Genomic DNA, 26,338 nt, shown 5'->3' on the forward strand with positions numbered 1-26,338 from the left:
TGGGCGCGCAGGGCTGCTGGGCGGGTCCGGATCGGCTGGAGCGGGGGACCAGGGCGGGCAGGGCTGCGCGGGTGAGCCGGGTACTGGCTTGGACGCGGCAGGGCTGCCTGGGCGGGACACGACCGGTTCGGACCTGGGCGTTCGGCGTGTGAACGCACGGGTCCGGGGTGGTGCGCGGCCGGCTCGACCCCGGAGCGCTCGGCGTGCGCGAGCGCAGCGGGTTCGAGGTGACGCTGGCCGGGACGGCTCCAGACCCAGGCCGGCTTCACAGCCCGGGCCGGGCGCCGAGACGTCCGTGGCGCCTACAGCTCCTCGCCGGGCTGGCCGACGCAGAACTGGTTGCCGTCCGGGTCCGTCAGCACCGACCAGACGAGGCCGGGGACGCTGTGCACCCCGATCTCGGTGGCGCCGAGGGAGACCAGACGCGCGACCTCGGCCAGGCGGTCGGGGACGTGGGAGTCGAGGTGGACGCGGTTCTTGCCCGGCGTGACGTCCGGCACCTGCTGGAGGGCGAGTGCGGGGGCGCCCTCCGCGGTCGGGGCGAGGACGATGAACTCGCCCCAGTCGTTCTGCACCGCGGTGCCCAGGGCGGCGGTCCAGAAGTCGGCGAGCTTGCGCGCGTCGCCGGTGTCGATCGTGATCATGGCGATGGTCAGGGACATGGCAGGAACGCTACTCAGCGGGTCTGACAGTTTCGGGTCCGTGCAGCTCAGGGCCCGTGGGAAGCACCGCGTGCACGTTCGTGCGCGCACCAACCAGTAGGCTGCTCCAACAGCCCGTGAACGAGGAGTACCCACCGTGATCACCAGGATGTCGTCGTTGTTCCTGCGCACCCTTCGCGAGGATCCGGCGGACGCCGAAGTGCCCAGCCACAAGCTGCTGGTGCGCGCAGGCTACGTCCGCCGCGTCGCGCCGGGCGGGTACTCCTGGCTGCCGCTGGGGCTCAAGGTCCTGCGCAACATCGAGGCCGTCGTCCGCGAGGAGATGGACGCCTTCGGAGCGCAGGAGATCCAGTTCCCCGCGCTGCTGCCCAAGGAGCCCTACGAGGCGACGAACCGGTGGGAGGAGTACGGCCCCAACCTGTTCCGGCTCAAGGACCGCAAGGGCGCCGACTTCCTGCTCGGCCCCACGCACGAGGAGCTGTTCACGCTCACCGTGAAGGGCGAGTACAGCTCGTACAAGGACTACCCGGTCACGCTGTACCAGATCCAGACGAAGTACCGGGACGAGGCGCGGCCCCGTGCGGGCATCCTGCGCGGGCGCGAGTTCCTGATGAAGGACTCGTACTCGTTCGACCTCACCGACGAGGGCCTCACCCAGTCCTACCGCGACCACCGCGACGCCTACATCCGCATCTTCGACCGGCTGGGCCTGGAGTACGTGATCGTCTCCGCCACGTCCGGTGCGATGGGCGGCTCGGCGTCGGAGGAGTTCCTCGCGGTCGCCGAGACGGGTGAGGACACCTTCGTCAAGTCCACCGAGTCGGGGTACGCGGCCAACGTCGAGGCCGTGCGGACGCCCGTGCCCCCCGCGCAGCCGGTCGATGACAAGCCCGCCGCGCAGGTGCACCACACGCCGAACACGCCCACCATCGACAGCCTGGTGGACTTCCTCAACGCCAGCACCGACCGCAAGTTCACCGCGGCGGACACGTTGAAGAACGTTCTCATCAAGACCCGCCAGCCGGGCACGAAGGAGTGGGAGCTGCTCGCCGTCGCCGTCCCCGGTGACCGCGAGGTCGACTTCAAGCGCCTCGAGGCCGCGCTGGAGCCCGCCGAGGTCGCGATGCTGGAGGAGGGCGACTTCGCGAAGAACGCCTTCCTGGTCAAGGGGTACATCGGCCCGAAGGCGCTGCAGGACAACGGCGTGCGCTACCTCGCCGACCCCCGCGTCGTCACCGGCACCGCCTGGGTGACGGGTGCGGACAAGGCCGACCACCACGTCGTCGACCTGGTCGCGGGCCGCGACTTCACCCCCGACGGCGTCATCGACGTCGCCGAGGTCCGCGAGGGCGACCCGTCGCCCGACGGCAAGGGCGTGCTGGTCGCCGCGCGCGGCATCGAGATCGGCCACATCTTCCAGCTGGGCCGCAAGTACGCCGACGCGTTCTCGCTGGACGCGCTGGGCCCGGACTCGAAGCCCGTCCGCATCACCATGGGTTCGTACGGCGTCGGCGTCTCGCGCCTGGTCGCGGCGATCGCCGAGCAGTCGCACGACGACCGCGGCCTGATCTGGCCCCGCAACGTCGCGCCCGCCGACGTGCACGTCGTCATCGCCGGCAAGGACGAGGCGCTGACCGCGGCCGGCGAGGACTTCGCGCGGCAGCTCGACGCCAAGGGCGTGAAGGTGCTCCTGGACGACCGCAAGGCGAGCCCCGGCGTGAAGTTCGCCGACGCCGAGCTGATCGGCATCCCGACGATCCTCGTGATCGGCCGCGGCCTGCAGAACGGGGTCGTCGAGGTCAAGGACCGCCGCTCCGGCGAGCGCGTCGAGGTGCCGGTGGCCGAGGCCGTCGACCACCTCGTGGCCGTCGTCAGGGGCTAGTCGGACGACTGGACGCCGGGTCTGCGCGGGAACACCGCGCGGCCCGGCGTTCCCGCGTTCTGGACGTCGCGAAAAGTCGGTGGATCGCAGGGTGTCCCCGCCCTACGGTGACGCCATGAGCGATCAGCCGCCGGTCCCGGTGCAGGCCTTCGAACCGCCCTACTACGTGGCGGTCTTCACCACCGTGCGCACGCAGGAGCAGAGCGGCTACCGCGACACGAACGCGCGCATGGAGGAACTGGTCAGGGAGGTTCCCGGGTTCCTCGGCATCGACCACGCGCAGAACCCCGGCGGGCTGGGCATCACCGTCGGCTACTTCCGCGACGCCGAAGCGCTCACGCAGTGGCGGACCAACGCCGAACACCGCGCGGCACAGCAACGCGGACGGGACGACTGGTACCAGAGCTACACGCTGCACGTCGCGAAGGTGGAGCGCAGCCACGGGTTCACGCGCGAGCAGTAGGGGTCAGGTGTTCGGCTGCAGCGAGTCGATCATCTTCTGCAGGTCGGTCTCCTTGAGCAGCGGTGGCTTGTCGCCGCCACCCCCGCCTTCGAGGTCGCCGTTCACCACCAGCGCGTGCAGCTTGCCGGTGCCGTTGAGCAGCAGGACCTTGACCATGCCCTTGGACGCCAGGCACTTGTTCGCGGTCTGCGTGACCGTGGCGTCGACCTGCACGCCCTCGACGACGATCTTCTTGCCGTCCTTCTGGGTGTGCTGGATCTTCACGGGCTTGGGCTCGGTCAGCGCGACCTGCGGGGCGCCGCCCGACGAGTAGTACTGGGTGGCGACGGCCTTGGTGAAGTTCGTGGCGACCGCGTTGATGTCGCCCTTGTCCAGCAACGCGCCGCCGTTGGTGCCCTTGGTGTAGGAGCGTTCCTCGCACTTGTAGTCGCCGTACGAGGTCACGCTGGACAGCGCAACGCCCTCGAAGCCCTCGACCGGGACCCGGTCGTCGACCTGGGTCCAGTCCTTCGGCACCTGGTAGGTGTAGCCGAGCGTGGTCTGGACGCACTGCCAGCTCTCGTCCTTGCACGTGCCGGCGCCGTTGGGTTGCTGGGACGTGGTCGGCGGGGTCGACGACGCCGAGGCCGACGTCGTCGGCTGCGCGCCGGAGTCGCCGGACTTGTTCATGAGCAGGTACGTCGTGACACCGCCGCCCACCAGCAGCACGAGGACGACCGCGCTGAGCACCACCCACAACGTTGTTTTGCTCTTCTTCGGCGGTTGCTGGTCGAACCCGCCCCCGCCGTAGACGCCCAGGCCGCCGTACCCGCTGTTGTAGCCCTGGTGCTGCTGCGGGAAGCCACCGGTCTGCGGGTAGCCGACCGGCTGCGCGTGGCCCTCCTGCTGGGGGTAGGCGCCGCTGCCCTGGTAGCCACCGGTCGGGTAGTCGCCCTGCTGCTGACCCCAACCGGGCTGCTCGTTCCAGCCGCCCTGCCCGCCGCCGCCACCTGGGTAAGTCACGGGGAAACCGTACCTCGTGACCCCGACAGCCCTTAATTCATCAAGCGCTGACTTCCAGATCGTGACCGGCGTACCGTCGCGGCCATCGAATTCAACACATGATGAACTATGGAGGTCGCGATGCGCACCGCGCTGGTCATCGCCGCCGAGGCGCGGGCGCTGCTGGCCGGCCGGGAGGTCTACGGCGTCCTGGAGATCACGCCCGGCCAGGCCGTGGTCCGGCTCGACCCCGCGGTCAACCCGTCCGGCACGCAGGTCGCGCAGCAGGTGCTGACCGGGGTGGCCCAGGGCGCCGGACTGCCGGTGCGGGTCGAGGCACCCGCCGTCTCCTGTGGATCGGCGGGATGGTCGCTGGCGTGCTGTTCGTGCTGCTCAGGGGCACCCGGTTCCGGCTCCTGTCCGCGGTGACCGCCGCCGTGCTCACCGTCGGGTCCGTAACCGGTCTGCTCGCGTGGTGGGGCGTGGGCCTCACCGGTGGCGCGCTGGCGTTCCTCTTCGCCGTCGCCGGTGCGTTCGCGCTGCTGCAGGCCGGGTTGTTCAAGCACCTCGGCATCCGCGCGATGGGCGTCCTCGGCGTGCTCTACCTGATGGCGCCCGCGGTGGCCGGTCAGGTGCCGGAGCTGCTGAACCCCGTCTACCGGGTGGCGCTGTGGTCGTGGACGCCGTTCCGGTTCGCCACCGAGGGCCTGCGGGCGGTGCGGCACGACGGCTCGGCGGGCACGGCGTGGTGGGTGTTCGCCGGGATCGCGCTGGCCGGGCTGGTGCTGGTGCTAGCCGGCCAGGAAGCTCAGCCGGACCGTCCGGACGGGGTTGTCGACGTTGGTGTCGACCAGGCAGACCGACTGCCAGGTGCCGAGCGCCAGCACGCCGCCTAGGACCGGGATCGTCGCGTAGGGCGGCACCAGCGCGGGCAGCACGTGGTCACGGCCGTGGCCCGGGGTGCCGTGCCGGTGCCGCCACCTCACGTCGCGGGGCAGGACGTGCTCCAGCGCCGTCAGCAGGTCGTCGTCGCTGCCCGCGCCCGTCTCGATGATCGCGACGCCGGCGGTGGCGTGCGGCACCCACACGTGCAGCAGGCCGTCGCCGTTCTCCTCCTGGAGGAACCGCTCGCACTCGCGGGTGAGGTCGTGCACGACCTCCTCGGCACCGGTGCGGACCTGGATCTCCTCGCTGCGCATGACCTCAGATCTTACGAACCACCCGCGCGGGGTTGCCGACCGCGAGCACGTGAGCAGGCAAATCACGCGTCACGACACTGCCCGCGCCCACGACCGTGTTGTTGCCGATGGTCACTCCCGGGCACACGATCACACCGCCGCCGAACCACACCTTGTCGCCGATGACGATCGGGGCGGTCGTCTCCCACCCCGCGATGCGCGCGTCGTGGTCCTCGATCGGGTGCAACGCGGTCAGCAGCTGCACGTTCGGGCCCATCATCACGTGGTCGCCGATGGTGACCGGGCCGCAGTCGAGGATGACGCCCCCGTAGTTCATGAAGCTGTTGGCGCCGACGCGGGTGTTGTAGCCGTACTCGATCTGCAGGCGCTGCATGAACGTCGTGCCCTCGCCGATCTCCGCGACGAAGCCCTTGAGGATCGCGTACATCCCGTCGAGGTCCTCCGGGTCGTGCGCGTTGAACCGGGCCATCTCCCGCCAGCCGCGCCGCCGGTCCGCGTCCAGCTCGGGGTCAGCGGGCAGGTACGGCTCGCCGTTGATCATCTTGTCGCGGTTGGTTCCCATGGGGACTCAGTATCGTCACGGCATGCGTGTGCTGTTCGCCAGCATGGCCGCCGTCGGCCACACCTATCCGTTGATCCCGTTGGCGGTCGCACTGCGCGATGCCGGCCATGAGGTGCACTTCGCCGTCGGCGAGGAGATGCACCCGGTGCTGGGCAAGCTCGGGCTGCGGCCGTTCCGGCCGGGCCTGGTGTTCGGGGAGATCTACGCCGAGGACATCGCCCAGGAGCTGGAACGGCTGCTGCCCGACCTCGTGGTCGGCGGCTGGGCGGTGCCCGAGGTGGTGTCGGAGGCGCGGCGGCGCGGGTTCCCCGCCGTGTGGCACGGGTTCGGTCGGATGTTCCCGGACGGCATCGGGCTGGTGCGGCCGGAGGGCGGGCGGCACGTCGACATCTGCCCGCCCTCGTTGCAGGACCCGGCTTTCCTGGAGCAGGACCGCATCCCGCTGCGGCCGGTGCCGTTCGCGCCGCCCGGCGAGGTCCCGGTGCGCACGGCGGGCAAGCTCGTCTACCTGACGCTCGGCACCGCGTTCGGCACGCGCGAGCTGCTCGCCGAGGCGGTCGTCGGGCTCGGCAAGCTCTCCGACGTCCAGGTGGTGGTCGCCGCGCCGCGGGTCGAGCTCACCGACGTGCCGCCGAACGTGACGGTGCACCCGTGGCTGCCGCAGGCCGAGGTGCTCCGGTACGCCGACGTCGTCGTCCACCACGGCGGCAGCGGCACGATGCTGGGCGCGCTGGTCGCCGGGGTGCCTCAGGTGGTGCTGCCGCAGGGCGCCGACCAGTCCGCCAACGCGACCGCCCTCGTCGCGGCCGGTGCTGCGGTGCGGCCGCAGGCGTTCAGCGCGGGGCCGATCGCGGACTGCGCGCGGCTGCTGCTGACGGACGGCCGGTACCGGGAAGCCGCTGGTCAGATCGCCCGGGAGATACGTCACATGCCGTCGCCGGAGGAAGTTGCGGACAGTCTGGCGAACGTTGTGTAACACTGTTTTTTATGAAGGCAAGCCGCCTGCGCCGCGGGATGAACCTGTGGCCGCCGTTCCTGTTCGCCGGTGTCCACGTCGAGGAGATCTCGCCGGACTACCGGTATGCGCGCGTGCGCATGCGTCTGCGCCCGTGGAACCGCAACTTCTTCGGCACCCACTTCGGCGGCTCGCTGTTCGCGATGACCGACCCGTTCTGGGTGCTGCTGCTGTTCAACCAGCTCAAGGGCGAGCACGTGGTGTGGGACCGGGCCGGTGAGATCGAGTTCGTCGCACCCGGCCGCGGCACCGTGCGCGCCGAGTTCCGGCTGACCGACGAGCACGTGTCCGAGGTTCTGGAGCAGACGTCGTCCGGCGCGAAGGCGTTGCTCTGGTTCGACACCGACGTGGTCGGGCAGGATGGGACCGTGATCGCGAAGGTGCGCAAGCAGGTGTACGCGCGGCGCAAGCGCGGCAAGAAGCTCGTCCATGCGTGAGGCGTTCGGGGCGGTCTTCGACGTCGAGCCGGGGTACCTGAACACGGCGTCCATCGGCGTGCCACCGCGGCACGTCGCCGACGCGGTGGCCGCCGCCCACGAACGCTGGCGGCGCGGGCAGGACACGTCCTCGTCGTTCACCGACGCGGTCGAGACCTCCCGTGCGGCCTTCGGGCAGCTCGTGGGCGTGCCCGCGACGTCGGTCGCGTGCGGCGCCACCGTCTCGCAGTTCGCGTCACTGGTCGCCCAGTCGCTGCCGGCCGGGTCGAGGGTGTACGTCGGACCGGGCGAGTTCACCAGCGTCTCGCTGCCGTTCGTCGCGGCCGGCCACCGGATCGCCGCCTCCATCGACGAGTGCGACCTCGTCGCGGTCAGCGTGGTGCAGTCGGCCGACGGCGCGGTCGCGGACCTCGGCGCGCTGCGGGCGTCGGGCAAACCGGTGCTGCTGGACGTGTCGCAGGCGGCCGGCTGGATGCCGCTGTCGCTGGAGTGGGCCGACTTCGTCGTCGGCGTGGCCTACAAGTGGCTGATGTCACCCCGCGGTGCCGCGTGGCTGGCGGTGCGGCCGGACCGGCTCGAGTCGCTGCGGCCCGTGGCGGCGAACTGGTACAGCACGGGTAAGAACTACGGCACCGATCTGCTGCTGCGCCCGGACGCACGGCGGTTCGACCTGTCACCGACGTGGTTCGCGCACATCGGTGCGGCGGTCGCGTTGCCGTGGGTGGCCTCGCTGGACCTCACGGCCGTGCGTGCGCACTGTGTCGGTCTGACGGATCGGCTCCTCACCGGAATGGGTCTGCCGCCCACCGGCTCGGCGATCGTCTCAGTGGGGGAGCCGGCCGCCGAAGGCGTCGTTTCGTCCGTTCGCGCAGGTAGGACCCGATATGCGTGCCACCTATACAACACGGCCGAAGACGTTGATCGGGTGCTCGCAGCGCTGAGCTGAACGCCGTCCGTTACCGTGGGTCCTTGTGTCGGAACCACGCGAATCACCCGAAGAGGTGACCCAGAACCTGCCTCGCTTCCCACCGAGGCCGACCGACACCGCTCCGCTCTACCCGGCCGACGAGCTCGTGAAGCTGCAGTCGATCATGGACAGCCGCCGCGGTGAGCTGCCCCCGCAGCAGCAGCAGCAACAACAGCAGCGGCCGGCGCAGACGCCGAAGCGGATCTGGTTCGGCAGGGCGCTCGCACTGGTCGGCGTGGCGGTGGTGTCCGGCTTCGTGTGGTGGGTGCTGCAACCCACCGACCCGGTCGACAAGCCGGCGGCGGCCCCGCAGAAGACCGCGGGCGAGTTCGAGTTCACCACCTCGCCGCAGCTGCCGGAGCCGGTGAAGGACAGCGACTGCGCCGCACACGCCACCACCAAGACGCAGGAGTTCCTGAAGGCGACCCCGTGCGTCCAGCTGACGCGGGCGTTCTACACGGCCAAGCTGCCCGACGGGCGCACCGTGTACTCCTCGGTGTCCGTCGTGCGGATGAAGACCGCGGAAGAGGCCAGGAAGCTCAAGGAGCTCACCGAGCAGAACGGCACCGGCAACATCAAGGACCTGGTGCTCGACAAGGCCGTGAGCGTCCCGCCGCTGACGACGCTGGCCAACGGCGGGTACGCCTCCGAGGTGCGCGACCGCGAGGTCGTGATCGTCGAGTCGGACGCGCTGACGAAGGGCCAGGACGCGCTCGCGCACAACAAGGAGATGAAGAAGGTCTCCCAGGACGCGCTCCGCCTCGCGTCCTCCATCGGGAACTAGCGGGAGCTAGCCGGAGGCCACGCCCGGCATCGTGATCGACGCCGGAGTGGTCCCCGCGGCCTTGCGCCACCGCGTCGCCCGCACCGCCGCCGTCGTCAACGCGTCCAGCGCACTCGTGCGCAGCGCCGCGTCGTCGGTCCGCTCCAGCACCCCGCGCCAGGCCGCGCACGCGTCCTGCTCGACCGCGACGAGGGCCGCGATCGCCGACGGCCCGTCCGACACCGGCGACGGCGGCAGGTATGCCGCGGCGGGCGGGTTCGGCGTCGCGTTGTGGTCCTTCAGCCATCGCTCCGTGGTGTCCCGGCGCGCGCGGTGCGCGTTCGCGCCCTCGGCGACCGCCGGGTTGTCCAGGAACGCCGATACGAGCCCGTAGGTCCACACCGCGGCGTGCTCGGTGCCCAGCGCGGTCTGCACCGCCTCCGTGCTCACGCCAGCACCTCCCGCAGCGAGGCGCAGCCCGCCGCCACCGACCCGACCAGGCCCGCGCGGTAGGACGGCAACGTAGCCACGGCCTCCGACGCGGCGCGCACCGACTCGTCCAGCGCCGAGCGCAGCGCCGCGACCGGGTTCGGCGGCTGCGGCGGGGTCGGGGGAACGGGCGGCACCGCAGACGACAGCGGCGGGCGCTCGCGGTCCACCTCCGCCTGCAACAGCTGCGCGTGCGCCGCACGGGCCTTCGCGACCTCCGCGGCGGCCGGCACCGCTGTCAGCAACGTCGCCAGCGCCGCGTCCGAACGCGCCTGCGCCGCGAGCGCCGACAACGGGTCCGGCGGCGGAGGCGGGGGAGGTTCTGTGGTGCACGCAACGGCCAGAGGTGCGGCGGCCACCGCGAGCAGCACGCGGCGGCGGCTGACCGATTCGGAGATCACGCGAACCAATCTTGCCAGCGGACGGTGGGGCGGTGGCAGGCGGGCGAACGAGATACCCTGGGCGCCCACGGCCGCCGAAACACCGTCGGCCGGGGTTTTCATGCGTTCGAACTGAAGGAGACACCACGTGTCCAGCCCGCCGCGCGGAGAGCTTGCCGCGCAGCTAGCACCCGTTGTGCGGGAAGCGCTCGAAGCCGCCGGCTTCGACCTCGACGCACTCGACGTGAATCAGGCTGGGCGCCGCCGTCTGGTCAAGGTCGTCGTGGACGGCGAGGACGGCATCGGGCTCGACGAGGTCGCCGAGGCGAGTCGCGTGGTGTCCGCCGCGCTCGACGCGCACGACCACCTGATCAACGGGCCGTACACCCTCGAGGTCACCTCGCCGGGTGTCGACCGGCCCCTCACGCACCCGCGCCACTGGAAGCGCGCGCACCTGCGCCTCGTGAAGGTCAAGCAGCCGGACCGGGTCGAGTGGTTCGGCCGTGTCGGCGAGTGCGACGAGAGCGGCGTCGAGCTGCTGCACCAGGGCGAGCTGAAGCGCGTGGAGTACCGCGACGTCGAACGCGCGGTAATGGAGATCGAGTTCAAGCAGCCGCCGGTCGAGGAACTGGCTCGGCTCACTCGGAAAGCACCGGAGGAGGAGCCGAGGTGAACGTCGACATCGCCGCCCTGAGGGCGATCGAACGTGAAAAGGACATCCCCTTCGAGACGGTCCTGGAGGCGATCGAGTCAGCACTGCTGACCGCCTACAAGCACACCGAAGGGCACCACTCGCACTCGCGGGTGGAGATCGACCGCAAGACCGGGGTCGTGCGCGTGCTCGCGCAGGAGCTCGGCCCGGACGGCGTGGTCCAGGAGGAGTGGGACGACACCCCGGAGGGCTTCGGCCGGATCGCGGCCACCACGGCGCGCCAGGTCATCCTGCAGCGCCTGCGCGACGCCGAGCACGAGCGCACCTTCGGCGAGTTCTCCACCAAGGAGGGCGAGATCATCGCCGGCGTCGTGCAGCGCGACGCCCGCGCGAACGCCCGCGGCATGGTCGTCGTCCAGGTGGGGGACACCGAGGGCGTGCTGCCGCCGGCCGAGCAGGTGCCGGGCGAGCAGTACAACCACGGCGAGCGGATCAAGTGCTACGTCGTGAGCGTCTCCCGTGGCGCCCGCGGCCCGCAGATCGCCCTCTCGCGCACGCACCCGAACCTCGTGCGGCGGCTGTTCGCCCTCGAGGTCCCGGAGATCGCGGACGGCACCGTGGAGATCGCCGCGGTGGCACGTGAGGCAGGTCACCGCTCGAAGATCGCGGTGAAGTCGACGGTCTCCGGGGTGAACGCCAAGGGCGCCTGCATCGGCCCGATGGGAGCCCGTGTGCGCAACGTCATGCACGAGCTCGGTGGCGAGAAGATCGACATCATCGACCACTCGGACGACTCGGCCACCTTCGTCGGGAATGCCCTGTCACCAGCGAAGGTTGTGTCCGTGCGGGTGCTCGACGAACGGGCCAAGACGGCCCGTGTCGTGGTGCCCGACTTCCAGCTCTCGCTGGCGATCGGCAAGGAGGGGCAGAACGCCCGTCTGGCCGCCCGCCTGACCGGCTGGCGCATCGACATCCGCAGCGACGCGGAGGCTCCGGCTGCCGGAGCGGTCACATCCAGTTCGGCTGAATGAGCTCCAGGGGATAGAATTATCAACGGATCAACGTCGGGATCGGTTTCCCAGCACATCGGCCCTGTTCGCACGTGTGTCGGGTGCCGAGTTCGGACGTTGCCCTCTGAGCTGCTGCGAGTGGTCGCGGTGGACGGTTCGGTGGTCCCGGACGTCCGTCGGCGGCTTCCGGGTCGGGGTGCTTGGTTGCATTTCGATCTCGAATGTCTCCGCAACGCCGAGCGGCGACGAGCGTTCTCGCGGGCCTTCAAGGTCCAGGGAGCACTCGACGTCGCTTCGCTGCGCGAGCACGTCGAGCAGCACGGGAACTTGGCCTCGGGACAGCCCCAGGGCCAGCAAGCAACAAGGAAGCAGGTCGACCCGTCATGAGTCAGCCGTGAAGCTGAAGACATGAACGCGCGACGTTAAGACGAGGTCGATGGGACTTGCCCGCCGGCCTCACGACCTAGGAGAGCAGTGGCAGGCAAGGCCCGCGTGCATGAGCTCGCGAAAGAGCTCGGTGTTACGAGCAAGGAAGTTCTCAACAAGCTCGCCGAACAGGGCGAGTACGTGAAGTCCGCGTCGTCGACCGTCGAGGCCCCGGTGGCCCGGCGACTTCGCGACGCCTACGAAGCCAAGTCCTCGAAGCCGGCTCCCAAGCCGTCCGCTCCGAAGCCGAAGGCACCCGCACCCGCTGCTGCCGCAGCGCCCGCCGCACCGGCGGAGTCCAGGCCGGCAGCGTCCGACACCAAGCCCGCCGCGCCGAAGGCCATGCCCGGTCCGCGTCCGGCGGCACCGCGCCCGGCGGCGCCCAAGCCCGCTCCGGCAGCTCCTGCCGCGCAGGCCCCGGCTCCCGCCGCGCCCGCACAGCCCCAGGCCCCGGCCGCCGCACCGGCACCCGCCGCGTCGGCTCCGGCCGCCCCCAAGGCTGCCCCGGCTCCCGGCTCCAAGCCGGGTGGCCCGCGTCCGGGCCCCCGCCCGGCTCCGCAGCAGACCCAGCAGCAACAGCCCCAGCAGCAGCCGCAGGCCCCGGCCGCGTCGGCTGGTGGGCAGTCCCCGTCCGTGGTCCCGCCGCGCCCGCAGTCTCCCAAGCCTGCCGGCCCGCGCGCCCCGCGTCCGGGCAACAACCCCTTCGGCGTCGGTGGCGGCAACGCTCCCTCGCCGCGTCCTGGACCCCGTCCCGGCCCTCGGCCCGAGCAGGGCGGCGACCGCCCCGCCGGTGGTCCGAAGCCCGGTGACCCGCGTCCGGCGAACCCCCGTCCGAGCGGTGCGCCCGGTCAGGGTGGTCCGCGTCCCGCGGCCGCACAGGGTGGCGGTCGTCCCGGCCCCGGTCAGGGCGGTCCTCGCCCGGCGCCGGGTCAGGGCGGTCCCCGTCCCAACCCGGGCAACATGCCCCCGCGGCCGAACCCCGGCATGATGCCGGGCAACCGTCCGGCCGGTAACCGTCCTGGTCCTGGTGGCGGCGGTGGCCGTCCCGGCGGCGGTGGCGGTGGCGGCGGTCGTCCCGGTGGGGGCGGCGGCGGTGGCGGCTTCCGCGGCGGTGGCGGCGGTGGCGGTGGCGGTGGCTTCCGTCCCGGTGGCGGCGGTGGCGGTGGCGGTGGCTTCCGTCCCGGTGGCGGCGGTGGCGGCGGCGGCGGTTTCCGTCCCGGCGGTGCCGGTGGCGGCGGCGGCGCGCCCGCTGGTGGCGGCGGTTTCCGCGGTCGTCCCGGCGGCGGTGGCGGTGCCGGTCGCGGTGGAACCGCTGGTGCCTTCGGTCGTCCGGGTGGTCCGGCGCGCCGTGGACGCAAGTCCAAGCGGCAGAAGCGCCAGGAGTACATGGACAACATGCAGGCGCCTTCGGTCGGTGGCGTCCGCCTGCCCAAGGGCAGCGGCGAGACGATCCGCCTGCCGCGCGGTGCCTCGCTGACCGACTTCGCCGACAAGATCAACGCCAACCCGGCGTCGCTCGTGCAGGTGCTCTTCCACCTGGGCGAGATGGTCACGGCGACCCAGTCGGTGTCCGACGAGATCCTGGAGCTGCTCGGCTCCGAGATGAACTACGTCGTGCAGGTCGTGTCCCCCGAGGAGGAGGACCGCGAGCTGCTCGAGACGTTCGACATCACCTACGGCGAGGACGCCGGTGACGAGGACGACCTGCAGGTCCGCCCGCCGGTCGTGACCGTCATGGGTCACGTCGACCACGGCAAGACCCGCCTGCTCGACACCATCCGCAAGGCGAAGGTGCACGAGGGCGAGGCCGGTGGCATCACCCAGCACATCGGCGCGTACCAGGTGCAGACCGAGCTCGAGGGCAACCCGCGGCTCATCACCTTCATCGACACCCCGGGCCACGAGGCGTTCACCGCCATGCGTGCCCGTGGTGCGAACGCGACCGACATCGCGGTCATCGTCGTCGCCGCTGACGACGGCGTGATGCCGCAGACCGTGGAGGCGATCAACCACGCGCAGGCCGCTCAGGCGCCGATCGTGGTCGCGGTCAACAAGATCGACAAGGAGGGTGCGAACCCCTCCAAGATCCGCCAGCAGCTCACCGAGTACGGACTGGTCGCCGAGGAGTACGGCGGCGACACGATGTTCGTCGACATCTCCGCGAAGCAGGGCATCAACATCGACAGCCTCCTCGAGGCCATCCTGTTGACCGCCGACGCTTCGCTGGACCTCCGGGCCAACCCGGACATGGAGGCCCAGGGTGTCGCGATCGAGGCGCACCTCGACCGCGGTCGCGGTCCGGTCGCCACGGTGCTCGTGCAGCGCGGTTCGCTGCGCGTCGGCTCCTCGATCGTCGCGGGTGACGCGTACGGTCGCGTCCGCCGCATGGTCGACGAGCACGGCGACGACGTCACCGTCGCGACCCCGTCGCGTCCGGTGCAGGTCATCGGTCTGACGTCGGTGCCCCGCGCCGGCGACACGTTCCTCGTGGTGGAGGAAGACCGGGTCGCACGGCAGATCGCCGAGCGCCGCCAGGCACGCACCCGCAACGCCGCCAACGCGGCGAAGCGCAAGCGCGTCAGCCTGGAGGACCTGGACGCCGCGCTCAAGGAAACCAGCGCTCTCACCTTGATCATCAAGGGTGACAACTCGGGTACCGTCGAGGCCCTCGAGGACGCGCTCATGAAGATCGAGGTCGGCGACGACGTCGAGCTGCGCGTGATCCACCGCGGTGTCGGTGGCATCACCGAAGGCGACATCAACCTCGCCGTGGCCGGTTCCGCCATCGTCCTGGGCTTCAACGTCCGGGCCGAGGGCAAGGCGACCGAGCTCGCGAACCGCGAAGGCGTGGACGTCCGGTACTACACGGTCATCTACCAGGCGATCGACGAGATCGAGGCGGCCCTCAAGGGTCTCCTCAAGCCGGAGTACGAAGAGGTCCAGCTCGGCCGCGCCGAGATCCGCGACGTCTTCAAGTCCTCCAAGGTCGGCACGATCGCGGGTTGCATGGTCCTGTCGGGCGAGATCCGCCGCAACGCGCGTGCTCGCCTGCTCCGTGACGGCAAGGTGATCGCGGAGAACCTCCCGATCAGCTCGCTCAAGCGGTTCAAGGACGACGCCACCGAGGTCCGCGAAGGTTTCGAGTGTGGTCTCACGCTCGGCAACTACAGCGACCTCAAGCTGGAAGACATCATCGAGACCTTCGAGATGCGCGAGAAGCCGCGCGCCTAGTCGGCCGATGAGGGGGTGCGGAGCCGCTTTAACCAGTGGCTCCGCACCCCTTTCTTCTGGAGGATCTTGCCCATGTACGTGGGGGCTTTGGAACTGGACGTGCTCCTGGGCGACGTCCACTCGTTGAAGGAGAAGCGCTCGCTGGTCCGCCCGGTCGTGGCGGAGCTGCGCAAGCGCTTCGAGGTGGCGGCCGCCGAGGCCGGCCATCAAGACCTGCACCGACGCGCTTTGATCGGCGTAGCAGTGGTTGCTGCCGACGCTGCGCACGTCAGGGACGTGCTCGACAGCTGTGAAAGGCTCGTCGCCGGACGTCCCGAACTGGAATTGCTCTCCGCCCGCACACGACTCGTGGGGCCGGAGGACGACTAGGAAGGGGAGGCTCGTGGCCGACACGGCACGTGCCCGCAAGCTCGCCAAGCGGATCTCGCAGATCGTCGCCTCCGCGCTGGAGCACGAGGTCAAGGACCCGCGCCTGGCCCGCGTCACCATCACCGACACGAAGGTGACCGGCGACCTGCACGACGCGACCGTCTACTACACGGTCCTGGGCGAGCGTCTCGACTCCGAGCCCGACTACGCCGGTGCCGCCGCGGCACTGGAGAAGGCCAAGGGCGTGCTGCGCTCCATGGTCGGGCAGCAGACGGGCGTCCGGTTCACGCCGACGCTGACGTTCATGACCGACACCGTGCCCGACACGGCGCGGAAGATGGACGAGCTGCTCGCCCAGGCACAGGCCGCCGACGCCGAGGTCGCCCGTCTCGCCGCGGGTGCCTCACCCGCCGGTGAGGCCGACCCGTACAAGGCGCCGCGGGCCGACGAGGACGAGGACTGACGAATCGGGACGGTCTCCGGCACACGCCGGGGACCGTCCACTTCGCACCGCTCCTGCCAGCTCCGTCGCCGGAAAGCCGCACAGGAATGGGTGCCTTGTCACACAGCCGGACCACGAGCGGTTAACGTCTCCCTGTGGCAGACGACCTGAGCACCACCATCGCCGAGGCCGCACGGTTGTTGGCAGATGCCTGTGACGTGACCCTGCTGGCGCACATCAACCCCGACGCGGACACGCTGGGCAGCGCGCTGGCGGTCGGTCTGGCGTTGCACCGGCGCGGTGCGCGGGTGCGGGTGGCGTTCGGTGACCCCGAGGTCGTGCCGGAGTCGTTGCGGGCGTTGGACACCGCCGGACTGCTGGTGCACCGCGACGAGGTGCCCGCCCACCCCGAGCTGCTGGTCGTCCTGGACACCGCGAGCCTGCAGCGGTTGGGGCCCTTGGCAGATCGCGTCGCCGGCGCCCGCGGACCCGTGATCGTCGTCGACCACCACGTGTCGAACACGCGCTACGGCACCGTTCACTGCGTCGACGAACACGCGGAGGCGACGGTGCTGATCGCGTTGAAGCTCCTCGACGAGATGGACGTCGAGCTCGACGAGCCGATCGCGCGCTGCATCTACGCGGGCCTCGTGACCGACACCGGTGGCTTCCGCAACGCCGGACCCGCCGCGCACCGGACGGCCGCGCGGCTGCTGGAGACCGGAGTGGACGCCTACCGGGTGACGCGGCCGTTGATGGACGCCCACCCGTTCGCGTACCTGGGCATGCTGTCGCGCGTGCTCGCCCGCGCCGAGCTGGACCCGGCCGCGGCGGGCGGTCTCGGGTTGGTGCACGCGGTCGTCGGGCTGGACGACGCGCAGGGCGTTCGCAGCGAGGAGGTGGAGAGCGTGATCGACGTGGTGCGCTCGACCTCCGAGGCCGAGGTCGCCGCTGTGCTGAAGGAACTGCGCCCCGGCCGCTGGTCGGTGTCGTTGCGCGCGGTGAGCCGGGTGGACGTGCGCGAGGTGGCCCAGGTGCTCGGTGGCGGCGGCCACCGCCTGGCCGCCGGGTTCACGTTCGAGGGCGCACCGGCGGAGGTCGTCGCCGCGCTCAAGGGCGCGTTGGAGCGGGTGGAGTCATGACGAGAACCGGAAGCCCGCGCCTGCTGCGGGAGATCAACGACCGCGCGGCCATCGAGACGTTGCTGCGCAGCGGCGCCATGACCCGCGCCGAGCTGGAGGAGGTCATCGGCCTCTCCAAGCCGGCGACCGCGCAGCTCCTCGCACGCCTCGAAGAGGACGGCATGGTCGTCCGCACCGGCCTGCGCGGCGGCGGCCGCGGCCCGCGCGCCCAGATGTGGGCCGTGAACGGCGCCGTCGGCCACGTGGCCGCCGTGGCGCTGACGCCCGAGCTGATCGACGTGGTGATCGCCGACATCACCGGCACCCTGCTCGCCGAGCACAGCACCCCGATGCCCGCCACCGACACCCTCCAGGCCTTCCGCACCGCGGTCCAGAAGGCCGCCGCTCTCGCCGGCCTGCGCCTGGACGCCCTGTCCCACGTCGTCGTCGGCACCCCCGGCGCCGTCGACCCGGCCACCGGCTTCCTCGGCTTCGCCCCGCACCTCCCCGGCCTCGTCGAGGTGGACCTCCCCTCGACCCTGCGCACCCTGCTGGGCACCTCGGTGTCGATCGAGAACGACATCAACCTCGCCGCCCTGGAGGAGATGAGCACCGGCAAGGCCGTCGGCGTCCGCAACTTCGTCCTCTTCTGGCCCGCCGACGAGATCGGCTCGGCCATCGTCGTCAACGGCACCCTGCTGCGCGGCGTGACCGGCGGCGCCGGCGAGGTCGACTCGATGCAGATCCCCGGCGGCCGCTACGGCGACCAGGTGGACAACGAGGCGATCGTGGCCCTCGCCGCCTCGCACGGCATCACCGCCACTTCCGGCGTGGAGGCCGTTTCCGCCGCGTTGGAGGCCGGCGCTTCCGGCCGCGAGTTCTTGTCGGACCTCGCCCGTAGGATCGCTCACGGGTTGGCGAACGTGGTGTGCGTGCTCGACCCGGAACTGGTGCTGCTGTCCGGCGGAGTCGCGCAGGCCGGCGGCGAGACCCTGTGCGAGCTGGTGTCGGAGGAACTGCTGAAGCTGGTCGTCCCCCGCACCTCGGTGCAGCTCGCCCAGATCACCGCGAACCCGGTCCGGTCCGGGGCCCTGCACTCGGCGCTGGCCGTGGCGCGGGAGCAGGTGTTCGGGCTGCCGCAGCGGGCCTGAGCGGGTTCGTGCTCCCATCCCTGCTCCTTCACTCGAACGGGTGGATGTGGGCTGGTGGATGTCCGGATCTCGTCGCTCGGCTCCCTCGCTGGGGAGGAAGCGCGCGGGGGTGCGGGAACGAGGTGGGGCGGGAGTGCTTTCCATCGCTAAGTAGTTCGGTCGTGCGGCTTGAGCGCCTAGGTTCGGTGTGTGGAGGAACAGGGGCTAGGGGTCGGTGGGCAGGGCTCGGACGTGGACCGGGGCGCTGCGGGCCGGAGTGATGCGGGCCGGGATGCTGCGGGCCGGGATGCTGCGGGCCGGGATGCTGCGGGCCGGGATGCTGCGGGCCGGGATGCTGCGGGCCGGGATGCTGCGGCCTCGGCAGGGACCGTGGATGGAGCAGGCGCCGCGGGTGCGGGGGTGAATGCCGTTCGCGCCGGCGCGCCAGCCGGTGCCGACCACGCCACCGGCACCGACAACGACGACGACGACGGCGACCACGTGCCCGCCCGTCGCGTCATCGGCCTGGCTGTGCCCGCACTGGGCGTCCTGGCCGCGGAACCGCTGTACGTCCTCGTCGACACCGCCGTGGTGGGCCACCTGGGTGCGTTGCCGTTGGCCGGCCTCGCCCTGGGGGGTGTGCTGCTGACGCAGGTGTCGACGCAGCTGACGTTCCTGTCGTACGGCACGACTGCGCGCACGGCGCGGTTGCACGGTGCGGGGCGGCGGGGGGATGCCGTTGCCGAAGGGGTGCAGGCGACGTGGCTGGCGTTGGCCGCGGGTGTGCTCGTGGTGTTGCTGGGGCAGGTGTTCGCGCGGCCGTTGGCGGAGGTGCTCGCCGGAGGTGGGGCGGTTGCGGATGCGGCGGTCGAGTGGGTGCGGATCGCGTTGTTCGGGGCGCCGTTCATCTTGGTCACGATGGCGGGCAACGGGTGGATGCGCGGGGTGCAGGACACGCGGCGGCCGTTGCGGTACATCTTGATCGGCAACGGGATCAGTGCCGTGCTCTGCCCTGCGCTCGTGTACGGCGCGGGGTGGGGGCTGGAGGGGTCGGCGATCGCCAACGTCGTCGCGCAGGTGTTGTCGGCGGGGTTGTTCTTCAAGGCGTTGGTTGCGGAGCGGGTGCCGTTGCGGCCGCATTGGGCGGCTATGCGCGCGCAGCTCGGCATGGGGCGCGATTTGGTGCTGCGGAGTTTGGCGTTCCAGGCGTGCTTCATCAGTGCGGCGTCAGTTGCGGCGCGGACGTCTATTGCGGCTGTGGGAGCGCATCAGGTCGTGTTGCAGCTGTGGACGTTCCTGGCGTTGGTGCTGGACTCGTTGGCGATTGCGGCGCAGTCGCTTGTCGGGGCGGCGCTGGGGGCGTCGCGGCGCCGGCGGGCTGAGCGGCTCGCCTGGCAGGTGACGCGGTACGGGCTGGTGTTCGGGATCGGGCTCGGGCTGGTGTTCGCCGCGGTGGCGTCGGTGTTGCCGAGGGCGTTCACCTCGGACGCCGGGGTGCTCGCGGAGGTGCCGAACGCGTGGTGGTTCTTCGTTGCGCTGCAACCGATCGCGGGCGTGGTGTTCGCGCTCGACGGGGTGTTGCTCGGGGCGGGGGACGTGAAGTTCATGCGGACAGCGACGCTCGGGTCGGCGGTGGTCGGGTTCCTGCCGCTGGTGTGGGCCTCGTACGCGTTCGAGTGGGGGCTCGCCGGGATCTGGACCGGGTTGTCGGCGTTCATGGTCCTGCGGCTGGTCGCGGTGGTGTGGCGGACGCGGACCGGGGAGTGGGCGGTCGAGGGCGCCGTTCGGTGACGGCCGTCCCGCAGGGTGGGCTGTGGCCGAGTTCACGGCATGGAATCGTTACCAAGAAGGTTGTTTAGGCGATGTAACTAATGTTCGCCCGTCTCCGACCTGGGGAGAGTGTCGCCTTGCCGGTCGTCCGCCAAGATCGAGATGCTGCTCGTGCCGCGTGGCTGATCTGGACCACCGCCGTACTCGTCTACTTCGCCGCCGTCTTCCACCGCAGCACGCTCGGCGTGGCCGGGCTGGAAGCGAGTGAGCGCTTCGGGCTCGGGCCCGCGCAGCTCGGTGTGTTCACCGTGTTGCAGGTGGGGGTGTACGCCCTCATGCAGATTCCCACCGGTCTGCTCGTGGACCGCTACGGGCCGAGGAAGGTCCTCACCGCCGCCGCGTTGCTCATGGGCACGGGGCAGCTCCTCTTCGCGATAGCCGAGTCATATCCCCTCGGGCTTGTCGCGCGCGCGGTGCTGGGCATGGGTGACGCGATGACGTTCATCAGCGTGATCCGGCTCGTCGCGGCGCACTTCTCACCACGGAAGTACTCGTTGGTCGTCGCGATCACGGCCGCGCTTGGGGGCGTGGGGAACCTCGTCGCGACGGTGCCCCTCACGCTCATGCTCGGCAGCATCGGCTGGACGTGGGCGTTCCTCATCGCGGGCGGCGCGACCGCTCTGTACGCGTCGGTGGCGTTCCTGAAGGTCCGCGACGTGCCGCCGGGAACCGTCACGCCGAAGCCGGAGGTCGTGCCGTTCCGCAGGATCTGGCCGAAGGTCCGGCAGGCGTGGAGCGTCCCGGGCACCCGGCTCGGGTTCTGGGCGCACTTCAGCACCATGTCCACGCCCGCTGTGCTCGGCCTGCTGTGGGGCTTCCCGTACCTCGTGCAGGCGCAGGGCATGTCACCGAAGGCGGCGTCGTCCACGCTCGGACTGCTGGTCATCGGCGCGATCGTGACGAGTCCGATCATCGGCGCGTTGTTCTCGCGCAACCCGGAGTGGCGCATGCCGATCGCGGGCTGGTTCCTGGCGTTCGCGTTCATCGGGTGGGGCGTGCTCTTGTTGTGGCCGGGCGGTCACGTGCCGTCGCCGGTCATCGCGGTCGTGTTCCTCGTGCTCACGATCGGTGGACCCATCTCGGGCGTGGCGTTCGCGTTGGCGCGTGACTACAACCCGTCGCACCGGCAGTCCACGGCCAGCGGCCTGGTCAACGTCGGCGGCTTCCTCGCCGTCACGGTGGCGGCGCTCGGCGTCGGTGTCCTGCTGGACCTGCTCGAGAACGTGCTGAGCCCGCAGAACGCCTTCCGCGTCGCGTTCGGCTTCCTCGTCGTGGTGCTCGCGTTGGGCGCCTGGCGGATGCTGGTCTGGTGGCGGCGCGCACGGGCCGCGGTGTTCGCGGCGGAGGCGCGCGGCGAGACGGTGCCGGTGCAGTTGCGGCGTCGGCGTTGGGACGCTCTGCGCGTCGCTTAGGATCAGCGGCCGTGAAAAGTTCTGTTGCACCTGGCCTGGTCGTCGTCGACAAGCCGGACGGCATGACCTCGCACGACGTGGTGGCACGGGTGCGCAGGATCCTCGGCACCCGCAAGGTCGGGCACGCCGGCACGCTCGACCCGATGGCGACCGGTGTCCTCGTGCTCGGCATCGAACGCGCGACGAAGCTGCTCGGCCACCTCGCGCTCGACAGCAAGGCCTACCTCGCCACGATCGTGCTCGGCGCGGCCACCACGACCGACGACGCCGAGGGCGAGGTGCTGTCCACCGCGGACGCGAGCCACGTCGAGGACGCCGCGATCACGGCCGAGATCGCGAAGCTCACCGGCCCGATCCAGCAGGTCCCGTCCGCGGTCAGCGCGGTGAAGATCGACGGCAAGCGCGCCTACGCACGGGTCCGCGCCGGTGAGCAGGTCGACATCCCCGCCCGCCCGGTCACCGTGCACCGCTTCGACGTGCTGTTCAGCCGCCGCGAGGACGAGAAGGTGCTGCTCGACGTCATGGTCGAGTGCTCGTCGGGCACCTACGTCCGCGCCCTGGCCCGCGACCTCGGCGCCGCACTGGGCGTCGGCGGCCACCTCGGCGCGCTGCGCCGCACCAGGGTCGGCCCGTTCGACCTGCGCGTGGCCCGCACGCTGCAGCAGCTGGAGGAGACCCCCGGCCTGTCGCTCGACCTCGACGCGGCGGTCGGCACGGCGTTCCCGCGCCGCGAGATCGACCCGCTGGAGGCCGCGGCGCTGTCCCACGGCCAGCGCCTGAGCGCCGGCGGGTTCGACGGCACCTACGGCGTGTTCGGACCCGACGGCCACGTGATCGCGCTGGCCAAGGACGAGGACGGCCAGGCCAAGCCCGTGGTGGTGCTCAGCCCGGCCGGATGACCCCGGAGGTGCGGCGCAGACCCCGCAAGGCCTGCGCCGCACCACTTCTTCAGCCCTGCAACGGCACGTCCACGAACTCGCCGGCGCCGTCGGTCGCCGTGGCGGACCTGGCCGCCGCCGAGGCAGCCGCCACCCAGCGCAGCAGCTTCGGCACACCGCCGGGGGTCCGGAACGCGATGACCCAGGTGTCACCGGCCGGCGACACGGCCGGGTCGACCACGGTCTCGTCGGCGTAGTTCGTGACCTCGGTCCACGGGTGCCACGCCGTGCCCGCCGACGCGACCTGCCCGGTGCGGTAGACGAACCCGTCGTCACCGCGCACCGCGAGCTGCACCGTCCCCTGCGGAGCCAAGAGCGCGGACGGAGCGCCGACCGCCGTCACGCCGCTGGGCAACGAGCCGGGCACCGCGGTCCAGGTGTCCGGGATCGTGCCGCTCGACGTCGTCTGGACGGTGTGGACGGTGCCGTCCGACTTGCGCGCGAACAGCTGCACGACGTTGTTGGGCAGGGCGACGACCGCGGCCGCGCTGGTGAACCCGTTGGTGGTGGTGCACTGCCACGCCGTCTGCACCAGGTCGGTGATGCCCGCCTTGCACTGGCGGCCGTCGGCGTTGCGGACGACCAGCACGATCGTGTCGCCCTGAGCGTACGCGGTGAAGTCCTTGCTGCCCGGTGCCACCGGTGCCGCGCCACCCGGCCTGCGCCACGACGGGAAACCGCCGTTGAGCACGCGCTGCTGGCGCAGCCAGAGCGCACCGGAGGAGTCGATCGCCACCATCGTCTGGATCTTGTTCGCGGTCCGCACGAACTGCGGGGCGCTGACCATGTACCCGCCGAAGTCGGCGTGCGGGTTCCACACACCGGGCGAGTTGCGCAGGAAGCCGTGCACGTTCGAGTCGGTACCCGGCCCGTAGACGCGGATCATGCCGTTCTCGTTCTCACCCGTCGTCAGCGCACCGGTGAAGGACGAGTAGCCGGTGCGCGTCTCGAACCCGTTGGGGGTCGTCCCCGACAGGTCGGTGATCTCCCCGTGCACCAACGACTTCGCGTTGTCGACGTAGCTGTAGTGGAGGTTGCCCGTGGTGGTGGACCTCAGCAACGACGGCTTGGTCGTCGGCTCGGACGCGGCCGCGGGGATCGCCGGGTTCGTCACACCGGTCACCGCGCAGGTGTCCGGTGCCGCCGTCGTCGTCGCGCTGTCCGCCGCCCAGTTCGTGCCGGCGGGCTGGGCACCGCTGCCCGTGGCGAAGCGCTGCTCGGAGTCGATCCACCGGTACCACCACACGGTCCGGTACTGGGCGTGGATGCCGTAGACGATGTCGCCGCCGGGGGAGAACAGCGTGCTGTGCGCGTTCCACCCCGTAGCAAGCTTGCCGCTGCGCGACACCCACCGCTGGGACGGGGCGTGGTAGCGGAACCGGTACACGTCACCGGCCGGGGTGCGGGCCCACAGCACGCCCTCGCCGGCGGCGACGATCGCGTCGTACTGGTTCCACCCGCCGTCGAGGTACCACTCGGCCCAGCTGTTCGAGGTCTGGTTGTACCGCTTCATCCGCAGCGCCCCGGCGGCGTCGACGTAGTAGAAGTCGCCGCGCGCGTCGATGGTCAGGCGCTGCCGGTAGGCCGGGTCCGTGTTGTAGATCTTCCAGCTGTCCGACGTGTCGATCTTCGTCGACTCGCCGTTCTTGTCCCAGCCGGTGCCCAGCCAGATCTGCTGGTGCACCTCGCCGGCCGAGTTGATGTAGTACACCTTGCCGCCGGGCCCGGCGTACGTCGAGGCGGGCCACCCGTTGCCGATGCCGGCGTTGTTGCCCCAGACGTTCTGACCGGTCTCCGGCTCCTCGTGGTAGTGGATGTGCAACCCGCCACCCGTCCGCGCTTCGAAGATCGGCGCGGTCGTCTTGCACGTGAACGAGTCCACCGCGGCGGCAGTGGGAGCGGTGACCGCGGCGGGCAGCACCGCCACCGCGGTGGCGACGACCGCGGGCAGGGCGAATCTTCGGAAGTTCATGCGGTTCAAGCCTTTCTGAGCAGAAGAGCGGCGTGTCAGTCGCCGGTGGACGTGAACGAGCCCTGGTCGGCGACAGGAGCGCCGCCCGTGCGCGCCGCGGTCGTGCTCGGCACCCAGAACTGCATCTTCGGCACGCCGTCGGGGGTGCGGAACGCGATCAGCCAGGTGTCGTTGGCGAGCGACATGGCCGGGTCGGAACCTGCCTCGTCGGAGTAGTTCGTGATCTCCGTCCACGGCCACCACGCCGTGCTGGCGGGGGCCTGCTGACCGGTGCGGTAGATCCAGCCGTCGCTGCCGCGCACGGACAGCTGGACGGTGCCGTCGGGTGCTCTCAGCGCAGCGGGGTCGCCCACCACCAGAGCGCCCCCCGGCAGGTCGACCGGCACCGCGGTCCACGCGCCGGTCAGGGTGTCGCTCGCGGTGGTGCGGGTCGTGTAGACCCTGCCGTCGGCCCGCCGCGCGTACAGCTGGAGGGTGTTGTCCGCCAAGGGGACCACGGCCGCCGCGTCCGTGCCGCCGGAGCCGCCGCACGACCAGTCGCCGACCGCGGTGGGCGTGACCGTGAGCTTGCAGTAGTCACCGCCGGTGCGCAGGGCGACCACGTGGATGGAGGTGCCCGTCGTGACGGCGGTGACGTGCCCGGTCGCGCTGATCGGCTGCGCGGTCAGCCTGCGCCACGGGTACAGCGTGCCGTTCGACCCGTACTGCTTCGCCCAGACGTGGCCGTCGGCCGAGAGCGCGACGTAGCCGACCTTGCCGTCCGAGGTGCGGACGGCCTGCGGCGCGGTGAGCATCCGGCCGAAGTGGTTGACCGGCGCCTTCCAGGAGTTGATCGCCTGCCGGTCGAAGACGCGCGCGTCGGCGTCGGTGGCGCGGGCCCAGATCCTGGTGCTGCCGTCGGTGTTCTCGGCGAGCGCGGGCGTGCCGCGGAAGTCGACGGCGGTGTCCGGGAGAGCGCTGAACGGGTGGGGCCCGACCCGCACGTCGGCGATGTCCGAGTGGACGACGTCGCTGTTGCCGTTGACGTAGGCGAACTGGAGGTGGCCGTCGGAGGTCTTGAGCAGCGCGGGCTTGGCGTACGCCGTGAGCGGGACGCTCGGGCGGGCCGGACCCGGTTCGGTGACGAGGGTGCACGCGTCCGGCGCGGCGAGCGCGGTGACGCCGTCGGTCCACCACGTGCCCGCCTGCACGCCGGAGGTGATGTGGTGGGCGGTCTCGGAGTAGCGGAACCAGTAGACCTTGTTGTCGCGGATGCCGTAGATGACGTCCGCGCCGGGCGAGGTCAGGTTCTGGTACTGCTCCCACGGGATGCCGGGGATCGCGACGGGCGCGGGCGTGAGCCAGCGCTGCGAGCCGGCGTGGAAGCGGTAGCGGAACATCGCGCCGTTCGGCTGGCGGGCCCACAGCACGCCGTCACCGGCCGCGAAGATCAGGTCGTACCGGTCCCAGCCGCTGTCGATCGCCAGCTCGTCCCAGACACCGGTGGCCTCGTCGTAGGTGCGGCGCCACAGCCCGCCGTTGCCGTCGACCATGTAGAACGCGCCGGTGCTGTCGATCGTGAGCTTCCTGGCGCCGGCGGGATCGGCGTAGTAGCCCATGCCTTCGCGGATGGGCTTGCTGGTGCCGCCGTTCTCCCAGGACGGCGAGCCGGTGCCGAGCCAGCGGTGCCGCTGCAACGTGCCGTCGGCCGCGTTCAGGTAGTACATGCGGCCGTCCGGGCCCGCCCAGCTCGCCGCCGGCCAGCCCGAGCTCACCTCCGAGCCGTTGCTCCACGCGTCGGCACCGGTCGCCGGCGCGTGGTGCTCGTGCAGGTGCAGCTTGGTGGTGGCGCGCACCGCCCAGAGGCGGGCCGTCTGCTGGCAGGTGAACTCGTCGGCGGCCACGGCCGGTCGTACCGCGTCCGTCACCGCCGGTGCGGCGGTCAGGACGCCCGTCGCGGCGAGGACGGCCATGACCGCGGGCAGCGTTCTTCTGCGCGACAGCTGTGGTCGCATGGGATCTCCCC

At 71.2% G+C, this 26,338-nt stretch carries 28 protein-coding genes; 20 read left to right on the forward strand and 8 right to left on the reverse strand.

All coding sequences use genetic code 11. The features are described from left to right. Nucleotides 1–302 precede the first annotated feature (302 nt). Nucleotides 303–662 carry a VOC family protein gene (locus ACZ7CH_RS29720; RefSeq protein ID WP_360390774.1) on the reverse strand — a complete coding sequence of 120 codons (360 nt, stop codon included), beginning with the start codon at nucleotides 660–662 and terminating at the stop codon, nucleotides 303–305. Nucleotides 663–798: 136 nt separating this feature from the next. Between ACZ7CH_RS29720 and ACZ7CH_RS29725 the strand changes: the two genes are divergently transcribed. Next, nucleotides 799–2,544: a proline--tRNA ligase gene (locus tag ACZ7CH_RS29725; protein WP_470375453.1), complete on the forward strand. Its 1,746-nt coding sequence runs from the start codon at nucleotides 799–801 to the stop codon at nucleotides 2,542–2,544. A 115-nt stretch (nucleotides 2,545–2,659) separates the two neighbouring features. Beyond that, the gene (locus tag ACZ7CH_RS29730) at nucleotides 2,660–3,007 is read left to right on the forward strand and encodes an antibiotic biosynthesis monooxygenase family protein (RefSeq protein WP_470375454.1); all 348 of its coding nucleotides are present in this window, start codon (nucleotides 2,660–2,662) and stop codon (nucleotides 3,005–3,007) included. 3 nt (nucleotides 3,008–3,010) lie between these two features. On the opposite strand, the gene ACZ7CH_RS29735 is transcribed toward ACZ7CH_RS29730, so the two are convergent. Beyond that, nucleotides 3,011–4,009 (reverse strand): DUF8017 domain-containing protein, encoded by a 999-nt coding sequence (locus ACZ7CH_RS29735; RefSeq protein WP_458430670.1) that lies wholly within the window; start codon nucleotides 4,007–4,009, stop codon nucleotides 3,011–3,013. 120 nt (nucleotides 4,010–4,129) lie between these two features. On the opposite strand from ACZ7CH_RS29735, the gene ACZ7CH_RS29740 reads away from it, so the two are divergent. Together ACZ7CH_RS29740 and ACZ7CH_RS29745 are read left to right on the forward strand one after the other, a co-directional pair. Further along, a complete protein-coding gene (locus ACZ7CH_RS29740; RefSeq protein ID WP_470375455.1) occupies nucleotides 4,130–4,417 on the forward strand; it encodes a hypothetical protein in 288 nt (95 codons plus the stop codon). Next, nucleotides 4,366–4,884 (forward strand): hypothetical protein, encoded by a 519-nt coding sequence (locus ACZ7CH_RS29745; protein WP_470375456.1) that lies wholly within the window; start codon nucleotides 4,366–4,368, stop codon nucleotides 4,882–4,884. Before ACZ7CH_RS29740 ends, ACZ7CH_RS29745 begins: the two co-directional genes overlap by 52 nt. Here the strand turns inward: ACZ7CH_RS29745 and ACZ7CH_RS29750 are convergent. Together ACZ7CH_RS29750 and ACZ7CH_RS29755 are read right to left on the reverse strand one after the other, a co-directional pair. Then, nucleotides 4,780–5,187, reverse strand: coding sequence for a YjbQ family protein (locus ACZ7CH_RS29750; protein WP_360390757.1), 408 nt, complete (start codon nucleotides 5,185–5,187; stop codon nucleotides 4,780–4,782). The genes ACZ7CH_RS29745 and ACZ7CH_RS29750 overlap by 105 nt on opposite strands. 4 nt (nucleotides 5,188–5,191) lie before the next feature. Further along, nucleotides 5,192–5,749 (reverse strand): sugar O-acetyltransferase, encoded by a 558-nt coding sequence (locus tag ACZ7CH_RS29755; protein ID WP_360390754.1) that lies wholly within the window; start codon nucleotides 5,747–5,749, stop codon nucleotides 5,192–5,194. A gap of 22 nt (nucleotides 5,750–5,771) precedes the next feature. Between ACZ7CH_RS29755 and ACZ7CH_RS29760 the strand changes: the two genes are divergently transcribed. Genes ACZ7CH_RS29760 through ACZ7CH_RS29775 form a run of 4 tightly spaced genes read left to right on the forward strand, consistent with a single transcriptional unit; the run spans nucleotide 5,772 to nucleotide 8,952 of the window. Continuing rightward, a complete protein-coding gene (locus ACZ7CH_RS29760) occupies nucleotides 5,772–6,725 on the forward strand; it encodes a glycosyltransferase (protein ID WP_360390751.1) in 954 nt (317 codons plus the stop codon). Between the two features lie 11 nt (nucleotides 6,726–6,736). After that, nucleotides 6,737–7,201, forward strand: a complete 465-nt coding sequence (locus ACZ7CH_RS29765; RefSeq protein ID WP_470375457.1) for a DUF4442 domain-containing protein — start codon at nucleotides 6,737–6,739, stop codon at nucleotides 7,199–7,201. Further along, complete coding sequence (locus ACZ7CH_RS29770) at nucleotides 7,194–8,147, forward strand: aminotransferase class V-fold PLP-dependent enzyme (RefSeq protein ID WP_470375458.1); 954 nt, start codon at nucleotides 7,194–7,196, stop codon at nucleotides 8,145–8,147. Before ACZ7CH_RS29765 ends, ACZ7CH_RS29770 begins: the two co-directional genes overlap by 8 nt. A gap of 55 nt (nucleotides 8,148–8,202) precedes the next feature. Beyond that, entirely contained in the window at nucleotides 8,203–8,952 is a 750-nt protein-coding gene (locus ACZ7CH_RS29775) for a hypothetical protein (RefSeq protein ID WP_458430678.1), read from the forward strand. A gap of 6 nt (nucleotides 8,953–8,958) precedes the next feature. Here the strand turns inward: ACZ7CH_RS29775 and ACZ7CH_RS29780 are convergent, their stop codons facing one another. Then, nucleotides 8,959–9,381, reverse strand: a complete 423-nt coding sequence (locus ACZ7CH_RS29780) for a ferritin-like domain-containing protein (RefSeq protein ID WP_458430681.1) — start codon at nucleotides 9,379–9,381, stop codon at nucleotides 8,959–8,961. Beyond that, nucleotides 9,378–9,821, reverse strand: coding sequence for a hypothetical protein (locus tag ACZ7CH_RS29785; RefSeq protein ID WP_470375459.1), 444 nt, complete (start codon nucleotides 9,819–9,821; stop codon nucleotides 9,378–9,380). The genes ACZ7CH_RS29780 and ACZ7CH_RS29785 overlap by 4 nt, the downstream gene beginning before the upstream one ends. A gap of 127 nt (nucleotides 9,822–9,948) precedes the next feature. Between ACZ7CH_RS29785 and rimP the strand changes: the two genes are divergently transcribed. The 12 genes from rimP (at nucleotide 9,949) to truB (ending at nucleotide 22,322) form a co-directional block, all read left to right on the forward strand. Beyond that, entirely contained in the window at nucleotides 9,949–10,473 is a 525-nt protein-coding gene (gene rimP, locus ACZ7CH_RS29790) for a ribosome maturation factor RimP (RefSeq protein ID WP_360390736.1), read from the forward strand. Next, nucleotides 10,470–11,483, forward strand: a complete 1,014-nt coding sequence (nusA, locus tag ACZ7CH_RS29795; RefSeq protein WP_360390734.1) for a transcription termination factor NusA — start codon at nucleotides 10,470–10,472, stop codon at nucleotides 11,481–11,483. Before rimP ends, nusA begins: the two co-directional genes overlap by 4 nt. A gap of 126 nt (nucleotides 11,484–11,609) precedes the next feature. Then, the gene (locus ACZ7CH_RS29800; protein ID WP_458434331.1) at nucleotides 11,610–11,849 is read left to right on the forward strand and encodes a YlxR family protein; all 240 of its coding nucleotides are present in this window, start codon (nucleotides 11,610–11,612) and stop codon (nucleotides 11,847–11,849) included. Between the two features lie 87 nt (nucleotides 11,850–11,936). Continuing rightward, nucleotides 11,937–15,119, forward strand: coding sequence for a translation initiation factor IF-2 (gene infB, locus ACZ7CH_RS29805; RefSeq protein WP_458430684.1), 3,183 nt, complete (start codon nucleotides 11,937–11,939; stop codon nucleotides 15,117–15,119). A gap of 72 nt (nucleotides 15,120–15,191) precedes the next feature. Further along, on the forward strand, nucleotides 15,192–15,488 hold the full coding sequence (locus ACZ7CH_RS29810) for a DUF503 domain-containing protein (RefSeq protein ID WP_360390728.1): 297 nt from the start codon (nucleotides 15,192–15,194) through the stop codon (nucleotides 15,486–15,488). Nucleotides 15,489–15,501: 13 nt separating this feature from the next. Then, the gene (gene rbfA, locus ACZ7CH_RS29815) at nucleotides 15,502–15,951 is read left to right on the forward strand and encodes a 30S ribosome-binding factor RbfA (protein WP_360390725.1); all 450 of its coding nucleotides are present in this window, start codon (nucleotides 15,502–15,504) and stop codon (nucleotides 15,949–15,951) included. Nucleotides 15,952–16,085: 134 nt separating this feature from the next. Further along, a complete protein-coding gene (locus ACZ7CH_RS29820; protein ID WP_470375460.1) occupies nucleotides 16,086–17,072 on the forward strand; it encodes a DHH family phosphoesterase in 987 nt (328 codons plus the stop codon). Continuing rightward, nucleotides 17,069–18,202: an ROK family transcriptional regulator gene (locus tag ACZ7CH_RS29825; protein WP_360390720.1), complete on the forward strand. Its 1,134-nt coding sequence runs from the start codon at nucleotides 17,069–17,071 to the stop codon at nucleotides 18,200–18,202. The genes ACZ7CH_RS29820 and ACZ7CH_RS29825 overlap by 4 nt, the downstream gene beginning before the upstream one ends. Nucleotides 18,203–18,416: 214 nt before the next feature. After that, nucleotides 18,417–18,605, forward strand: coding sequence for a hypothetical protein (locus ACZ7CH_RS29830; RefSeq protein WP_470375461.1), 189 nt, complete (start codon nucleotides 18,417–18,419; stop codon nucleotides 18,603–18,605). A gap of 77 nt (nucleotides 18,606–18,682) precedes the next feature. Beyond that, on the forward strand, nucleotides 18,683–19,972 hold the full coding sequence (locus tag ACZ7CH_RS29835; RefSeq protein ID WP_458434332.1) for an MATE family efflux transporter: 1,290 nt from the start codon (nucleotides 18,683–18,685) through the stop codon (nucleotides 19,970–19,972). Between the two features lie 116 nt (nucleotides 19,973–20,088). Further along, the gene (locus ACZ7CH_RS29840) at nucleotides 20,089–21,423 is read left to right on the forward strand and encodes an MFS transporter (RefSeq protein WP_360390718.1); all 1,335 of its coding nucleotides are present in this window, start codon (nucleotides 20,089–20,091) and stop codon (nucleotides 21,421–21,423) included. Between the two features lie 11 nt (nucleotides 21,424–21,434). Next, nucleotides 21,435–22,322: a tRNA pseudouridine(55) synthase TruB gene (gene truB / locus ACZ7CH_RS29845; RefSeq protein WP_360390715.1), complete on the forward strand. Its 888-nt coding sequence runs from the start codon at nucleotides 21,435–21,437 to the stop codon at nucleotides 22,320–22,322. Nucleotides 22,323–22,371: 49 nt separating this feature from the next. On the opposite strand, the gene ACZ7CH_RS29850 is transcribed toward truB, so the two are convergent. Both ACZ7CH_RS29850 and ACZ7CH_RS29855 read right to left on the reverse strand, forming a co-directional pair. Beyond that, nucleotides 22,372–24,333: a tachylectin-related carbohydrate-binding protein gene (locus ACZ7CH_RS29850; RefSeq protein ID WP_470375462.1), complete on the reverse strand. Its 1,962-nt coding sequence runs from the start codon at nucleotides 24,331–24,333 to the stop codon at nucleotides 22,372–22,374. Between the two features lie 35 nt (nucleotides 24,334–24,368). Continuing rightward, nucleotides 24,369–26,327, reverse strand: coding sequence for a tachylectin-related carbohydrate-binding protein (locus tag ACZ7CH_RS29855; protein ID WP_470375463.1), 1,959 nt, complete (start codon nucleotides 26,325–26,327; stop codon nucleotides 24,369–24,371). Nucleotides 26,328–26,338 lie beyond the last annotated feature (11 nt).

The sequence above is a fragment of the Lentzea sp. NPDC037011 genome (genome assembly GCF_055607425.1).

Bases quoted from the DNA above. Each gene is read 5' to 3' on its own strand.
- ACZ7CH_RS29720 (WP_360390774.1), bottom strand. From the start codon at position 662: ATGTCCCTGACCATCGCCATGATCACGATCGACACCGGCGACGCGCGC.
- ACZ7CH_RS29730 (WP_470375454.1), top strand. From the start codon at position 2,660: ATGAGCGATCAGCCGCCGGTCCCGGTGCAGGCCTTCGAACCGCCCTAC.
- ACZ7CH_RS29740 (WP_470375455.1), top strand. From the start codon at position 4,130: ATGCGCACCGCGCTGGTCATCGCCGCCGAGGCGCGGGCGCTGCTGGCC.
- ACZ7CH_RS29750 (WP_360390757.1), bottom strand. From the start codon at position 5,187: ATGCGCAGCGAGGAGATCCAGGTCCGCACCGGTGCCGAGGAGGTCGTG.
- ACZ7CH_RS29755 (WP_360390754.1), bottom strand. From the start codon at position 5,749: ATGGGAACCAACCGCGACAAGATGATCAACGGCGAGCCGTACCTGCCC.
- ACZ7CH_RS29760 (WP_360390751.1), top strand. From the start codon at position 5,772: ATGCGTGTGCTGTTCGCCAGCATGGCCGCCGTCGGCCACACCTATCCG.
- ACZ7CH_RS29765 (WP_470375457.1), top strand. From the start codon at position 6,737: ATGAAGGCAAGCCGCCTGCGCCGCGGGATGAACCTGTGGCCGCCGTTC.
- ACZ7CH_RS29770 (WP_470375458.1), top strand. From the start codon at position 7,194: ATGCGTGAGGCGTTCGGGGCGGTCTTCGACGTCGAGCCGGGGTACCTG.
- ACZ7CH_RS29810 (WP_360390728.1), top strand. From the start codon at position 15,192: ATGTACGTGGGGGCTTTGGAACTGGACGTGCTCCTGGGCGACGTCCAC.
- ACZ7CH_RS29825 (WP_360390720.1), top strand. From the start codon at position 17,069: ATGACGAGAACCGGAAGCCCGCGCCTGCTGCGGGAGATCAACGACCGC.
- ACZ7CH_RS29850 (WP_470375462.1), bottom strand. From the start codon at position 24,333: ATGAACTTCCGAAGATTCGCCCTGCCCGCGGTCGTCGCCACCGCGGTG.
- ACZ7CH_RS29855 (WP_470375463.1), bottom strand. From the start codon at position 26,327: ATGCGACCACAGCTGTCGCGCAGAAGAACGCTGCCCGCGGTCATGGCC.